12 protein-coding genes are annotated in these 13,367 nt (G+C 75.5%); 4 read left to right on the forward strand and 8 right to left on the reverse strand.

The genetic code is table 11. The features are described 5' to 3' along the window. The first annotated feature begins 35 nt into the window (after nt 1-35). A complete protein-coding gene (locus SRB5_RS03835) occupies nt 36-1,217 on the forward strand; it encodes a trans-sulfuration enzyme family protein (protein WP_153450010.1) in 1,182 nt (393 codons plus the stop codon). Here the strand turns inward: SRB5_RS03835 and SRB5_RS03840 are convergent. The 3 genes from SRB5_RS03840 to pdxR all read right to left on the reverse strand — a co-directional run bounded on the left by SRB5_RS03840 (nt 1,165) and on the right by pdxR (nt 4,332). Next, nucleotides 1,165-2,499: a GNAT family N-acetyltransferase gene (locus tag SRB5_RS03840; RefSeq protein ID WP_153450011.1), complete on the reverse strand. Its 1,335-nt coding sequence runs from the start codon at nt 2,497-2,499 to the stop codon at nt 1,165-1,167. The two genes, SRB5_RS03835 and SRB5_RS03840, sit on opposite strands and share 53 nt — an antisense overlap. 86 nt (nt 2,500-2,585) lie before the next feature. Continuing rightward, nucleotides 2,586-2,738, reverse strand: a complete 153-nt coding sequence (locus SRB5_RS03845) for a hypothetical protein (protein WP_153450012.1) — start codon at nt 2,736-2,738, stop codon at nt 2,586-2,588. 160 nt (nt 2,739-2,898) lie between these two features. Further along, nucleotides 2,899-4,332, reverse strand: a complete 1,434-nt coding sequence (gene pdxR, locus SRB5_RS03850) for a MocR-like pyridoxine biosynthesis transcription factor PdxR (RefSeq protein ID WP_153450013.1) — start codon at nt 4,330-4,332, stop codon at nt 2,899-2,901. 47 nt (nt 4,333-4,379) lie between these two features. Here pdxR and SRB5_RS36230 point away from each other — a divergent pair, with 47 nt between their 5' ends. Both SRB5_RS36230 and SRB5_RS36235 read left to right on the forward strand, forming a co-directional pair. Further along, the gene (locus SRB5_RS36230; protein WP_228389773.1) at nt 4,380-5,324 is read left to right on the forward strand and encodes a DMT family transporter; all 945 of its coding nucleotides are present in this window, start codon (nt 4,380-4,382) and stop codon (nt 5,322-5,324) included. Next, the gene (locus tag SRB5_RS36235) at nt 5,273-6,151 is read left to right on the forward strand and encodes an RNA polymerase sigma-70 factor (protein WP_323376982.1); all 879 of its coding nucleotides are present in this window, start codon (nt 5,273-5,275) and stop codon (nt 6,149-6,151) included. Before SRB5_RS36230 ends, SRB5_RS36235 begins: the two co-directional genes overlap by 52 nt. Nucleotides 6,152-6,172: 21 nt before the next feature. On the opposite strand, the gene SRB5_RS03860 is transcribed toward SRB5_RS36235, so the two are convergent. After that, entirely contained in the window at nt 6,173-6,919 is a 747-nt protein-coding gene (locus SRB5_RS03860; RefSeq protein ID WP_153450014.1) for an SDR family oxidoreductase, read from the reverse strand. A 193-nt stretch (nt 6,920-7,112) separates the two neighbouring features. Here SRB5_RS03860 and SRB5_RS03865 point away from each other — a divergent pair, with 193 nt between their 5' ends. After that, the gene (locus SRB5_RS03865; RefSeq protein WP_323376983.1) at nt 7,113-7,832 is read left to right on the forward strand and encodes a GntR family transcriptional regulator; all 720 of its coding nucleotides are present in this window, start codon (nt 7,113-7,115) and stop codon (nt 7,830-7,832) included. Nucleotides 7,833-7,842: 10 nt separating this feature from the next. Here SRB5_RS03865 and SRB5_RS03870 read toward each other — a convergent pair whose 3' ends face one another. From SRB5_RS03870 to SRB5_RS03885, 4 genes are all read right to left on the reverse strand, one after another. Then, nucleotides 7,843-10,053 (reverse strand): coiled-coil domain-containing protein, encoded by a 2,211-nt coding sequence (locus SRB5_RS03870; protein ID WP_153450015.1) that lies wholly within the window; start codon nt 10,051-10,053, stop codon nt 7,843-7,845. A gap of 145 nt (nt 10,054-10,198) precedes the next feature. Beyond that, nucleotides 10,199-11,356, reverse strand: a complete 1,158-nt coding sequence (locus SRB5_RS03875; protein WP_153450016.1) for an ROK family transcriptional regulator — start codon at nt 11,354-11,356, stop codon at nt 10,199-10,201. Between the two features lie 43 nt (nt 11,357-11,399). After that, on the reverse strand, nt 11,400-12,062 hold the full coding sequence (locus SRB5_RS03880; protein ID WP_323376985.1) for a response regulator transcription factor: 663 nt from the start codon (nt 12,060-12,062) through the stop codon (nt 11,400-11,402). Between the two features lie 30 nt (nt 12,063-12,092). Next, nucleotides 12,093-13,295, reverse strand: a complete 1,203-nt coding sequence (locus tag SRB5_RS03885; RefSeq protein ID WP_323376987.1) for a sensor histidine kinase — start codon at nt 13,293-13,295, stop codon at nt 12,093-12,095. Between the last annotated feature and the right edge of the window lie 72 nt (nt 13,296-13,367).

Here is a 13,367-nt window from a genome sequence, read left to right on the forward strand (position 1 = left end):
ACCGCCCGAATCCGGTGACTGTTCAGCATGACGGCATGGAGATCCCATCGCGTTCCCTCGCCACCGAGGCCGTGCACGCCGGCCGCGAAGACCTCGCCGCCCTCGGTCTGCACGCCGCCCCGCTCGACCTCTCGACGACCTACCCCTCGTACGACAGCCGGGCCGAGGCCGCCCGGATCGACGAGTTCGCCGCGACCGGCGCCCGGCTCCAGGGCCCGCCGGTGTACGCCCGCCTGGACAACCCGACGGTCGCCCGCTTCGAGCAGGGCCTCGCCCGGCTCGAGGGCACCGAGTCCGCCGTCGCCTTCGCCAGCGGGATGGCGGCGCTCAGCGCCGTGCTGCTCGTACGGGTCTCCATGGGCCTGCGGCACGTCGTCGCCGTCCGCCCGCTGTACGGCTGCAGCGACCATCTGCTCGACACCGGACTGCTCGGCACCGAGGTCACCTGGACGGACCCGGCGGGCGTCGCCGACGCGATCCGCCCCGACACCGGCCTGGTGATGGTGGAGACCCCCGCCAACCCCACGCTGGCCGAGCTGAACCTGCGCGCCGTCGCCCACTCCTGCGGCGAGGTGCCGCTGCTGGCCGACAACACCTTCGCCACCCCGGTGCTCCAGCGCCCGGCGGCCGAGGGCGCGCGCCTGGTGCTGCACAGCGCCACCAAGTACCTCGGCGGGCACGGCGACGTGATGGGCGGCGTGGTGGCCTGCGACGAGGAGTTCGCCCGCAAGCTGCGTCAGATCCGCTTCGCCACCGGCGGCGTGCTGCACCCGCTGGCCGGCTATCTGCTGCTGCGCGGTCTGGCCACGCTGCCCGTACGGGTCAGGGCGCAGTCCGCGACCGCCGCCGAGCTGGCGACGCGGCTGGCCGCCGACCCGCGGGTGGCGAAGGTCCACTACCCGAAGATCGGCGGCGCCATGGTCGCGTTCGAGGTGCACGGCGACCCGCACGAGGTGACAGCCGGCGTCCGGCTGATCACCCCGGCGGTGAGCCTGGGCAGCGTGGACACCCTCATCCAGCACCCGGGGTCGATCAGCCACCGCATCGTCGACCCCGTCGACCGGTTTTCCGGCGGCATCGGCGACAAGCTGCTGCGGATGTCCGTGGGCCTGGAGGACGTCGACGACCTGTGGGCGGACCTCGACGCCGCGCTCGCCGGGTCGGCTACGACACCGCCCGACGGGGAACGGCGGGCTCCCGCTCCAGCCGGGCGGTGAGCACCAGGGTGCCCTCCTCGACCTGGTAGTCGAGGGGGAGCCCCAGCCCCCGCATCAGGCCGATCATCGCGTTGTTGGAGGACCGGGTGACGGCGTACACGCTCGGATACCCGGCCTCCCGCGCCATTCCGATCAGCCGCCGCATCAGCTCCCCGCCGACCCCGCGCCGCTGCCAGTCGTCCTCGACCAGCAGCGCCAGCTCCGCCTCGTCCCCGTCGCCGAGCAGATGCCCGAGGGCCACGAGGCGCCCGGAGGCGCTCTCGACGGCGAGGGTGCGGCCGAAGCGGGGGCTGAGGAGGTGCTCCAGATAGCGGTCGGCGTCCGCGACCGGCCCGTGGTAGCGCCGCTCGAGGGTGTCGCGCGAGCACCGCTCGTGCAGCTGCCGCGCGGCCGGTACGTCGTGCGGCCCCGCCCGGCGTACGGTCACCGCGTTGCCCTCCGGCAGCGTGGTCACCGCCCGGCCGTGCGGCACCCGGGAGCCCAGCCGGGCGTCCAGCTCCACCAGCGCCCGGGCCCGGGCGAACTCCGTCGGGGTGAACGCCGGGAACGGCCGTTCGACGATGATCTGGCCTCCGGAGGGATCGGGCAGCCGCATCACGGCGCCCTCCATGTCGCCCTCGGCGGGCATGTCGCTGACCAGTGGCCGGCCGCCGGGGGACACCGCCGGCAGCGAGCGGATGGTGCAGCGCCCGAGCAGCTGCCGCAGGGCCAGCGGCAGCTCGGCGGCGTCGGTGGCGGTGCGGGTGGCCAGGCCCAGCACATGGGTCGGGACGTCCACCAGATCGTGCGCGTCCGCCCGCTCCAGATACGTGTCCTGGCCCCCGGCGCCGGCGGCGGCCGTACGCAGCAGGGACGGGGCGAGGCCGGCGGGCGTGCGCAGCAGGAACTCGTCGACCGTGCCGTCCGCCAGGGGATGCGTCTGCAGCGTCAGGATGTCGACCCCCTCCCGGGCCAGCGCGCCGCACACGGCGGCCAGCGAACCCGGCCGGTCCCGCACGGTGGTGCGCATCCGCCACAGCGCGGTCTCACCGGCCGGCGTCACGGCCGGCGCGGCGGCCACGGGTGGCGGCGCGTGCGTGTGCCGGCGGGCCCACCACATGTGCAGGCCGACCGTCACCAGCAGCGCCGCCGCCGAGCACACCAGCAGCGCCGGGCCGTCGGGCACGCCCGCCACCGTCTTGGCGAGCGTGTCCGCGACGGCTACCGCCGTGAACAGGGCCGCGAGTTCGACGATGTCGCGGCGCCAGGCGTGATTTCTCGGGAACGCGGAGGAATGCTTCATGGCCCCAGCGTCCACCAGAGGTGTTGCGTGATCACGAACGAACTGTGACCGATGGGTAAAGGCCTCTTCTGTCCGTTACATCCTGACTACTGCCCCACCCGCCCCGGCTGGAGCTCCTGGGTGAAGAGCACCCCGCCGTCGGTCTCCCGCAGCCGTACCGTCATCACCCCGCTGGACGCGTCGATGTCGGCCTGACCGAAGAACTGCCCGCCCCCGGACGGCGGTACGTTCGAGGCCACCGGCGCCCCGAAGCCCCCACGGCGGCCGCACCCCCACGCAGCACACTCAGCCGCCGCGCCCGTCCTGGCCCATCGGGTTCACATGCCCTCCTCGGAAGCCACTGACCCCCCAGGACTACCGGCGGTATGGCCCCGGCGCGAACGGCGGGCCAAATCCCGGTCAGCCGGAGGTGGCCGACGCCTCCCAAGCGCCCCGCAGCAGCCGCACCCCGCGGGCGATCTCACCCGGCGCGAGGTGCGCGTACCCCAGCACGAGCCGCACCCGCCCGTCCGCCGCGCCGTCCCGCCCGTACGCCGACAGCGGCATCACCCGCACCCCCGCCTCCGCCGCCGCGGCCACCAGCGGCTCCGCGCGCGGCCCGTACCCCGCCGGCAGCGCCACGATCACGTGCAGCCCCGCCGCGATGCCCGTCACCGCCGCCCCCGGCAGCGACTCCGCGAGCGCCGCGACCAGGGCGTCCCGCCGATCCCGGTAGGCGCGCTGGCAGCGCCGCAGATGCCGGTCGTAGTCCCCGCGCTCCACCAGATCGGCGAACGCCGCCTGATCGAGCACCGAGTTGCCGAGGTCCAGGTGCAGCTTGCGCCGCGTCACCTCCGCCACCAGCCGGTCCGGTACGACCAGCCAGCCCAGCCGCAGCCCCGGGGCGAGGGACTTGCTCACCGACCCGCTGTACGCGACCCGTTCGGGGTCGAGCCCCTGCAACGCCCCGACGGGCGCGCGGTCGTAGCGGAACTCGCCGTCGTAGTCGTCCTCCACGATCAGCCGCTCACCCCCGCGCGCCCACGCCAGCAGTTCCCCGCGCCGCGCCGCCGAGTACGCGATGCCCGACGGGAACTGGTGCGCCGGCGTCACCACCACCGACCCGGCCCCCGACGCCTCCAGCGCGTCGACCCGGATGCCCTCGCCGTCCAGCGGCACCCCCACCGCCCGGATGCCCACCGCCTCGAACTGCGCCGCGTGCGGCGGACTCCCCGGGTCCTCCACCGCCGCCAGCCGGTGCCCGTCCCCGTGCAGCGCCAGCCCCAGCAGCGTCATCGCCTGCGCCACCCCCGAGCAGACGATCACCCGCCCGGCGTCGGCGACCACCCCGCGCCGCCGCAGCAGCAGCCCGGCCACCACCCGGCGCAGCGCCGGCAGCCCGCGCGGATCCGGATACCCCAGCTCCCGGTGCGCCATCCCCGCCAGCGCCCGCCGCTGCGCGGCCGTCCACGCGGCCCGGGGGAACAGCGACAGATCCGGCGTCCCGGGCTTGAAGTCGACGTCCGGCAGCTCCCGCTCCCCGTCCGGGATCCCGGCCGCCGGGAGCGCCCCGCCGACCGAGGCGACCCACGTCCCGGCCCCGCGTCCCGCCCGCAGATACCCCTCCGCGGTCAGCTGCTCGTACGCGTCCGTCACCAGCCCCCGCGACACCCCCAGATCGGCGGCCAGTTCCCGGCTCGCCGGCAGCCGCGTCCCGGCCGCCAGCCGCCCCGAACGCACCGCGTCCCGCAGCGCCGCCTGCAGCGTGCGCCCGCGCCTGCGTGGCGGCGCGGCGACGGCCGGGAGCAACAGCTCCCAGGCGGCCGCCCACTCATTGGTCCCCGATAGCCCCATGCGAATGGACCTTAATGGGGGACCGCGTCCCTGGCAGCGTCGTCCCCATGAAGCCAACGCGCACAGACCCCCGCGGCGCCCTCCTCGCCGCCCTCGCCTGCGTCCTCGTCGGCGGCTCCTTCACCGTCAACAGCACCCTCGGCGACTACCCGTACGCCGGCGGGCAGGCCCTCCGTTACGGCCTCGCCTGCCTGCTCCTGATCCCGCTCCTCGGCCGCGGCGGGCTCGCCCCGCTGCGCCGGCTCACCGCCCGCCAGTGGACGCGTCTGGCGGCGCTCGCCGCGATCGGTATGGTCGGCTTCAACTTCGCCGTCCTGGCCGCCGAACGCACCGCGGAACCGGCCGTCCCCGGCGTCCTCGTGGGCTGTGCCCCGGTCCTCGTGGCCGTCCTGGGACCGCTGACGGCCGGCCGCCGGCCGGGCAGGGCGGTGCTGACCGGCGCGCTGGTCGTGGCCGCCGGGGCGTTCGTCGTCCAGGGCTGGGGACGTACCGACGCGGCGGGGCTGGCGTACTCGGTGGCGGCGCTGGCCGGGGAGGTCGGGTTCGCCGTGGTCGCGGTGCCGCTGCTGCGGCCGCTGGGCCCGAAGCTGCTGTCGACGGCGGGCTGCGGCGTGGCCGCGCTCGAGGCGCTCGCGGTGGGGCTGCTGTACGAGGGCGCGGACACCCTGCGGATGCCCGATACCGGGGAGGCCGCGGCGCTGGTCTGGCAGGCGGTCGTCGTCACCGTCGTGGGCTTCGTCTGCTGGTACGCGGGCATCGCCCGGATCGGCGCCGAACGCGCCACCCTCTTCTCCGGGTTGATCCCCGTCGCCGCCGCGGTCACCGCGCCGCTGGTCGGCTCGGGCACGTACGGGCTCTCGCAGGCGGCCGGCAGCCTGCTGGTGGGCTTCGGGGTGGTCCTGGGCGCGGGGCTGATCAGGCGCCCTGCCATGATGGGGGCGTGGCAGCCGCGACAGCGCTCGAATCCTTCGAAGATCACCGCCGGCTCCTGACGGGGGTCGCCTACCGCATGCTCGGCCGGTTCGCCGACGCCGAGGACGTGGTCCAGGACGTCTGGCTCAAATGGGCCGCCCTGGACCAGAGCCAGGTGCGCGAACCCAAGGCGTATCTCGTACGGATGACCACCCATCTCGCCATCGACCGGCTCCGCCAGGCACAGTCCCGCCGCGAGTCCTACGTCGGGCCGTGGCTGCCGGAGCCGATCGCCACCGACTTCGGCGAGGCCGTCCCGGACACCGCGGAGCAGGCCGTCCTGGCCGACACCGTCGGCGTCGCGGTCCTCGTCGTCCTGGAGTCGCTGTCGCCGCTGGAGCGGGCGGTGTTCGTGCTCCGCGAGGCGTTCGGCTACCCGTTCGCCGAGATCGCGGAGCTGCTCGACCGCTCCGAGCCCGCGGTACGCCAGCTCGCCGGCCGCGCCCGGCGGCACGTCGACGAACGCCGCCCCCGCTACACCGTCGACCCGCAGGAGCGCCGCGACCTCACCGAGCGGTTCCTCGCCGCCGCCGCGGGCGGCCGGCTCACCGACCTGATGGAGCTGCTCGCCCCCGACGTCAGCCTGGTCGCCGACAGCGGCGGCAAGTCGCGGGCGCCGCGCCGGATCGTCGCGTCGGCGGACAAGGTCGGCCGCTTCCTCGTCGGTATCTCGGACCGGGCCCCGATCGACCCGTCGTTCGAGTTCCGCGAGGTCAACGGGGTGCTGGCGCTGATCGTCCTGTCGCAGGGCAAGCCGGACTCGGTGGTCACCCTGGAGACGAGCAACGGGCGGATCGACACGATCTACCTGGTGCGCAACCCGGACAAGATGGCCGGGCTCCTCTAGCGAGGACGCCCGGCCCGGGCCTCACCGCCCGCCGGCCACCCGCAGCACCGCGCCCGTGGTGTACGACGCCTCGTCGGACATCAGCCACGCCACCGCCGACGCGATCTCCGCCGGATCGGCCGGCCGCCCCAGGGGCACCGCCCGTCCCATCGTCCACGCCCGGTCCGGGTCGCCCATCGTGGCGTGGATCTCGGTGTCGACGACGCCGGGCTGCACGGAGTTCACCCGGATCCCGTCCCCGGCCAGCTCGCGGGACAGGCCCACGGTCAGCGCGTCGACCCCGGCCTTCGACGCGGCGTAGTGCACGTAGTCCCCACCGCCGCCCAGGGTGGCCTGGCCGGAGGAGATGTTCACGATCGCCCCGCCGGCCCCGCCCCGGGACGTCGCCATCACCAGCGCGGCCCGGCGGGCGCACAGCACGGTGCCGGTCAGGTTCACGTCGATGACGCGGCGGATGTCGGCCACGGGCGTTTCTGTGAACGGCCCGCGCGGCCCCGGCACCCCGGCGTTGTTCACCAGCCCGGTGACCGGCCCCAGCTCTCCGGCGACCGTCGCGAACAGGGCGTCGACGTCCTCCTCCCGGCTCACGTCGGCCTGTACCGCGACCGCCGCGCCGCCCGCGTCGCGCACGGCCCGCGCGGTGGCCTCGGCCGCGTCCCGCGCCCGCTCGTACCCGATGCCGACGTCGTGACCGGCGCGCGCCAGCCGCAGCGCGACCGCCGCCCCGATCCCCCGGCCGCCGCCGGTGACCACCGTGACCTTGCGCATGGCCCGCCCTTCCGTACCCGCTCCCGTGTGATCACGGAATCTACGCCACGGGCCCGGCCCGGCATCTCCCGGCCCGATTGGTCTTGACCAGGACGTTCGGCGCGCCTACTGTCTCAGTTACTGCAACAACCTTTAATAAACAGTTCTGCATTAGACGGCAGCAGGCACACGAGAGAGACCGGGGGAGGTCAGGGTGGGGACCACGCAGCTTGACGCAGTTCAGGAGCCCAAGTACTGGCACCTGAAGTCCGTGCTGAGCGACGCGCTCGACTCGGAGTTCGCCGTGGGGGAGATCCTGCCCAACGAGCGCGACCTCGCCGCCCGCTTCGGCGTCGCCCGGGCCACGCTCCGCCAGGCCCTCGACCAGCTCGAGCTGGAGGGCCGGCTGCAGCGCCGCCGCGGCGTCGGCACCACGGTCGCCCCGCCCCGGATCGGCGTCCCCGTCGGCTCCGGCCAGCACACCTGGCCCGACGAGCAGGAGCTCTGGGAGCCCGTCTCCGTCAGCCTGGAGAGCGCCCCGGCGGCCATCGCCCGCATGCTCGGCACCGACGGCGGCGAGAAGGTGCACACCGTGCGCCGGATCCGCGCCCGCGGCGGCCAGACCGTCGCGGCGCAGCTGCTGTACGTGCCGGCGCGGTCCGTCCCGGGCGTCGACGGCGACGATGTGGCCGCCGCCCGCGTGGTGCGTGAGCTGGGCCGCCACGACATGGCCGGCCAGGACCGCACGGTCGAGCTGGGCTCCGCCCGCGCGGAGGACGCCCGCGAGCTGGACCGGCTGCCGGGCGCCCCGGTGCTGGTCGTCACCACCCGCTACACGGACGCGGGCCGCACGGTCGCGGTGTCGGTGGACACCTACCGGGCCGACACCTGCCGGCTGACCTTCAGCGACGACGGCAGCCTGCTCGCCGGCTGACGTCCGGACCTCAGCGCGCCGCCAGGATCCAGTGGCGGCGCGTCGTCCATCCCAGGAACAGTTCGCCCTGCCCGTCACCGGCACGCCCGCCGGCCTCGACCGCGCTCAGCCCGGCCAGCGCCGGCGCGAGCCGCCGGGCGACCGGCCGGGGGTGCTGGGCGCAGTGGTCGCCGAGCCCCGCCAGCACCTGGGCGCGCGCCGCGTCGTCGCACAGCGACAGGAAGAACAGCATCTGCCGCCACGCGTACGCCGCCGCCTTCACGGTGGTCAGCGGGCGCGGATTGTTCTCCAGCCGGGCCGTGAACCGGCACACGGTGCCGAAGGCCCCTCGCGCCAGATCCGCCCAGCCCGCCTCGGGGCGTATCTCCGCCCGCGCCACCAGGGTGGCCAGGTTGTGGGTGGTGAGGATCTGCGCCTGCTCGATGATCGTCCCGTTCACGGCCGGGGACCGGTCACGCCGCCCCGCGGCGCCCGCGCGCTCCGTACACAGCGCGCCGAAGTCCTCCGGCGTCCACGCCGCCGAGTAGTCGATGCCGTAGTACCGCGCGTACAGACTGCCCGCCAGCACCTCGGCGGCGATCCGGGCAGCCCGGGCGAACTTCGGGGTGAACGACCCCATGAAGATGTCGGCGGCCAGGTCCTCCGTGAACGGCAGCTCGTCCCCGGACTCCCTTGCCAGCACGCCCAGTTCCCGGACCAGCGGATTGGGCAGCGGTGTCCCGGGGAAGACGCCGACGGCCAGCTCGGCGGTGTGCCGCAGCGCGACGCGGGCGGGCGCCCGGCCCGCCTCGGTACGGTGCGGCTCCAGCGCCCGCACCCAGGGCAGTTCCCCGATCCGGACCTGGGACGCGTGGTCGAGCAGGAGCAGCGAGCGGCGGGTGCGGAACGCCCGGTAGTGCGCCGCGCCCAGCGTGCGCAGCGCGCCGTCCGGGTACGCGCCGGAGAACGCCGTGCCGACCAGCTGCGGGACGAGCGTCGCCAGCACCTCCGCGGAGGGTACGAGACCGCGCGCCACTAGGACGTCCACCGGCGCGCTCAGGGTGCGCTCGAGGACCCGCCGCAGCGACTTGGGCAGGGCCGTCCCGGCGGGGACGGACGTCCCCTCGGCCTCGGCCTCCGACACGTCCACCAGCAGCGGCGGCACCTCGGCGACCCCCGTCGTCTGCGGCAGCGCGTCCAGCCGGCGCCGTACCAGCTGCCCGATCTCCAGGTGCGACGGCAGTGCGGCCTGCGCCCGCTGTCCGGCGCGCAGCTCACGGTGCCGGTCCGAGCCGGGCAGCCCGCGCTTGCGCACCATCGCCCGCGTCGCACACCGCACGAGCCCCCGCCGGCGCGCGTCCAGCGCGCGCCCGGCGACGACCTCCTCGAGGGCGCCGCGCAGAATCCCCAGGTTCTCCTTGGGGTTGAGGTGCTTGGTGCACCGGTCGTGGTTGGCGGCCAGCTTCGCGTACCGCGCAAGCAGCGCCGTACCGCGCGCCAGCCACGCCTCGTCCGGTACGCCGTCCAGGTCGCCGGCCGCGAGCCAGTGGGCCAGCAGCTCGTCCCCGAACGGCAGCCACACGGTGTGCGCCTCGCGCTGCGCCTCGACCCCGTCGTGCGGCCGGCGCGCGACCAGGGCGGCGCCCGCCTCGCCCGCCGTACTGCGGTGCACCGCCCGGGAGTCCGGCGCCGGCCCCGTCGCCGGGCGCGGGGTGAACCGCAGCCGGTCCGCGAACGGCTCCAGCTCGCGCGCCAGCTCCACGGCGGCGTCGTGCTCCCCGGCGCGCACCAGCCAGGCCACGGTGAGCAGGGCGCCCTCCTCCGGCACCGCCGTCTCGTACCGCCCGCTGTCGAGCAGCGCCCACAGCCGCTCGAGTCCCGGCTCCGTCAGCCAGTGGGCGAACAGCGCCTCGCGCCGCGCCGGTACGCCGGCCTCCTCGGCGGCCCGCCGCTCGTACTGCTCCAGGGGCCCCTCGGCCGCGGCCCGGGAGGTGGCGAAGCCGCCGCGGACCACCTCGGGCGTCACCCAGGCGGGGAGATCCGCGACGGGGGTGCGGGAGCCGACGGTGACGCGGCCGCCCAGGATGGCGTCGAGGACGTCCTGCCACAGGCCGGCGCGCGTCTCGGCCCGTTCACGGGTGGCCGGATCGGGGTGGGCGAGGGCGGTGGCGAAGGCGCGGGCCAGCTGGGCGCGCGCGTAGGCGGGACCGGCGGACGTCTCGGGTTCGCGGTTGTCGTTCATAGGCCGGCGTGGCAGGTTCCGCCCCTGCGCCCCCCGGGTCTGAAGCCCGGTGCTCTGCTGCTGAGCTACACGCCGTCACCGGGAGTCCCCCCGGCATCGACGACTCTCACACATCCCGGGCGAGGGGCGCCACCGCTTTGCCGGTTCAGTGGCGCGCCGTCACCGTCGACTCCACGGCGAACAGCTCGTGCTCGAGATGGTCCAGCGCCAGCCGCAGCGCGCCCGTGGCGATCGCCGAGTCTCCGAGCATCGACTGCTTGACCTGCGGTGGCCGCAGGCAGTAGCGGTCGAGTTCGCGCCGCAGCGGCTCCAGCACCCCGTCCAGTCCGGCCGCCCAGCCGCCGACGATCACCAGCTCGGGGTCCAGCGCCAGCACCAGCGCGGCCACGTCGTGCACCAGCCGCTGCAGGAAGCGCTCCACCGCATCCCGCGCCCCCGCCTCGCCGGCCGCGGCGCGGCTGAAGACGTGCGCGACGGCCGTCTCGTCCAGTGGGTGCAGCGGCTCCCCGGTTGTGGACAGCAGCTTCTCCGGGAACGCCTCCCGGCCCAGCAGATGCAGCGCCCCGATCTCCCCGGCAGCCCCGCCGAACCCCCGGTGCAGCCGGCCGCCGATCAGCGCGCCCGCGCCCGGTGACAGGCCCGCCAGTACGAAGACCAGGTCGCTGGAGTCGCGTGCCGCCCCCCGCCAGTGCTCGGCGACGGCGGCGGCGTTGGCGTCGTTCTCCACGATCACCGGGCAGCGGAACGACCGCTGCAGCCGCTCCCCGAGCCGCAGCCCCGTCCAGCCGGGAATGGCGGTGCCCAGCCGTACGGTCCCGTCGGCCTCGACGATCCCGGGTGTGCCCACGCCGACGGCCCGCAGCGAACTGCGCGGCACGCCGGAGCGCCGCAGCAGGTCACCGACCGCCGCGCGGGTCTTCTCCAGCCGTTCCTCGGCCGCGGCGTCCTCGGCGACGTCCCGCGACACGGAGCCGCGCAGCTGGCCCTCCAGGTCGGAGAGCAGCGCGGAGACCCGGTGCGGCCCGATCTCGATGCCCAGCAGATGCCCGGACTCGGCGTGGAAGCGGAACCGCCGCGCGGGCCGCCCCTGCCGGCGGGACTTGCTCGGCTCCGCCGCCGCCTCGACGACCAGACCGGACTCCACCAGCCCCTCGATGACGCCTTCCAGCGTGGGGCGCGACAGACCCGTGACGCTCACCAGCTCGGTGAGCGTCAGGATCTCCGCGTCACGCAGCGCGTGCAGAACCACCGCGGAGTTGATGCGACGCAGCAGAGACGGGTCTCCACCGGTGAGCTGCCCCAACGTCCGCCCTCCCATCGAATGTCTGTGGGGCGGATGCTATCCGCTATCGGCCCGTACCGGGAGCGACGAACCCGGACTCGTACGCCGCGATCACCGCCTGGGTGCGGTCCCGCGCGCCGAGTTTCGTCAGGACGGCGCTCACGTGCGACTTCACGGTCTCGGTGCCCAGCACCAGCTGCGCGGCGATCTCCGCGTTCGTCATCCCGCGGGCGACGAGCCGCAGCACCTGCGCCTCACGTTCGGTGAGCGCGGCGCGCTCCATCGCCCGGGCCGCGGTGTCGTTGCCGCGGGCGGCGGCGAGGGAGCGCAGCGCCGCGGGGAAGAGCAGCGACTCACCCTCGGCGACGAGGCGCACCGCGTGCACGATCTCCGCCGGGCGGGCCCGCTTCAGCAGGAAGCCGTCGGCGCCGGCGCGCAGCGCCTCGTAGACGTACTCGTCCTCCTCGAACGTCGTCACCACGAGGATCTTCGGCGGTTCGGCGACGGACCGCAGCACCAGCCGGGTCGCCTCGATCCCGTCGAGCAGCGGCATCCGGACGTCCATCGCCACCACGTCCGGCCGCAGCGAGCGCACCAGCGGCAGCACCGCCGCCCCGTCGGCCGCCTCGCCCACGACCGCGATGTCCTCCTGGGCCTCGAGGATCACCCGCAGCCCCGCCCGCACCAGCGGATCGTCGTCCACCAGCAGTACGTTGATCGTCCCCACCCGGTCACCCTAGCGGCCCCCGCCGTCGCGTCAGACCAGCGGCAGCCGTACCCGCACCCGCCACGCGCCGTCCTCGCCGCCGGTGTGCGCTCGCCCGCCGAGCAGTGCCGCGCGCTCGCGGATGCCGCGCAGTCCGCTGCCGCCGCCCGGGAGGGCGGGCGCCCCGTCGGGCAGCGGGTTGGCCACGTCGAGCTCCAGCGCGTCGGCCGCCGCGTCGACCCGCAGCCGTACGGGGACCGTCCCGGCGTGCCGCAGCACGTTGGTGAGCGCCTCCTGGACGATCCGGTACGCCTCCCGCGACACCGGCCCCGGCACCCCCGCCAGCTCCCCGGTCACCGTGCACGACACCTCGGCGCCCGACGCCCGTGCGGCCTCCACCAGGCCCGTCAGCCTGGTCAGCCCCGGCCGGGACGCCGGATCGCGCCCGGCGTCCTCGCGCAGCACCCGCAGCACGCGGTCCAGCTCCTCGAGGGCCTGGCGTCCGGTGTCCTCGATCGCGGTGAGGGCCCGTTCGGTGAACTCGGGCTTTCCGGCGGCCCGGGCGGCGCCTGCCTGGACGACGGCGACGGTGAGCGCGTGGCCGATGGAGTCGTGCAGCTCGCGGGCCAGCCGGTTGTGCTCCAGCAGCCGCTCTGTGCGCTCCTCGAGCGCGGCCATCCGCTCGGCGGCCGACGGCCCGAGCAGCCGCCGCGCGGCCGCCGCCTCCAGCCGCCCGGCGAGGATCACCAGGAGCAGCAGCAGGACGGACGGAACCGGTGCGAGCAGCGCGTACCAGGACAGCCACACGCCCGGCCACACCAGGTCCGTCGCCCCGCCGGCCGGGCCGAAGGCCAGCCCCATCGACTGCCCGGTCAGCCAGAACGTCGCGATCCCCACGGCGACCCCGGACACCACCCGCAGCACGAGCCAGCACAGCACCCGCCCCCGGTCCCCCCAGGACGCCGACGGCCCGGCGCTGATCCCCGGGTCCTCCCCGCGCTCCCGCGCGTGCGGGCCGGGGAACAGCAGCCCCCGGGCCTGCGCGGCCTCCAGCACCCGCGTCTGCGGCACCAGCGCGGCGACAGCCATCAGCGGCAGCACCACCACGACCGGCATCAGCACCCAGGAGGCGGGCTCGGGGTCGGGGCTGCCGATCACCATCATGGCGACCAGCGACGGCAGTCCGCCCAGCAGCATATGCAGCCACCGGGTGTACGTGACGGCCCGCGTCAGCGGCCGCAAGAGCGTGATCACCCGGCCATCGTGCCAGCCCCGCCCCCTGCCCCGGCTCCCCCGTGCGGGGGAGAGCGAACCCCCGGCGGGGGG

This window comes from Streptomyces smaragdinus, assembly GCF_009604385.1.
Lineage (GTDB): Bacteria > Actinomycetota > Actinomycetes > Streptomycetales > Streptomycetaceae > Streptomyces > Streptomyces smaragdinus.

Excerpts from the sequence above, each read along its gene's own strand:
- SRB5_RS03835 (WP_153450010.1), top strand. The coding sequence starts at position 36 with ATGGAGATCCCATCGCGTTCCCTCGCCACCGAGGCCGTGCACGCCGGC.
- SRB5_RS03840 (WP_153450011.1), bottom strand. The coding sequence starts at position 2,499 with ATGAAGCATTCCTCCGCGTTCCCGAGAAATCACGCCTGGCGCCGCGAC.
- pdxR (WP_153450013.1), bottom strand. The coding sequence starts at position 4,332 with ATGGGGCTATCGGGGACCAATGAGTGGGCGGCCGCCTGGGAGCTGTTG.
- SRB5_RS36230 (WP_228389773.1), top strand. The coding sequence starts at position 4,380 with ATGAAGCCAACGCGCACAGACCCCCGCGGCGCCCTCCTCGCCGCCCTC.
- SRB5_RS03860 (WP_153450014.1), bottom strand. The coding sequence starts at position 6,919 with ATGCGCAAGGTCACGGTGGTCACCGGCGGCGGCCGGGGGATCGGGGCG.
- SRB5_RS03870 (WP_153450015.1), bottom strand. The coding sequence starts at position 10,053 with ATGAACGACAACCGCGAACCCGAGACGTCCGCCGGTCCCGCCTACGCG.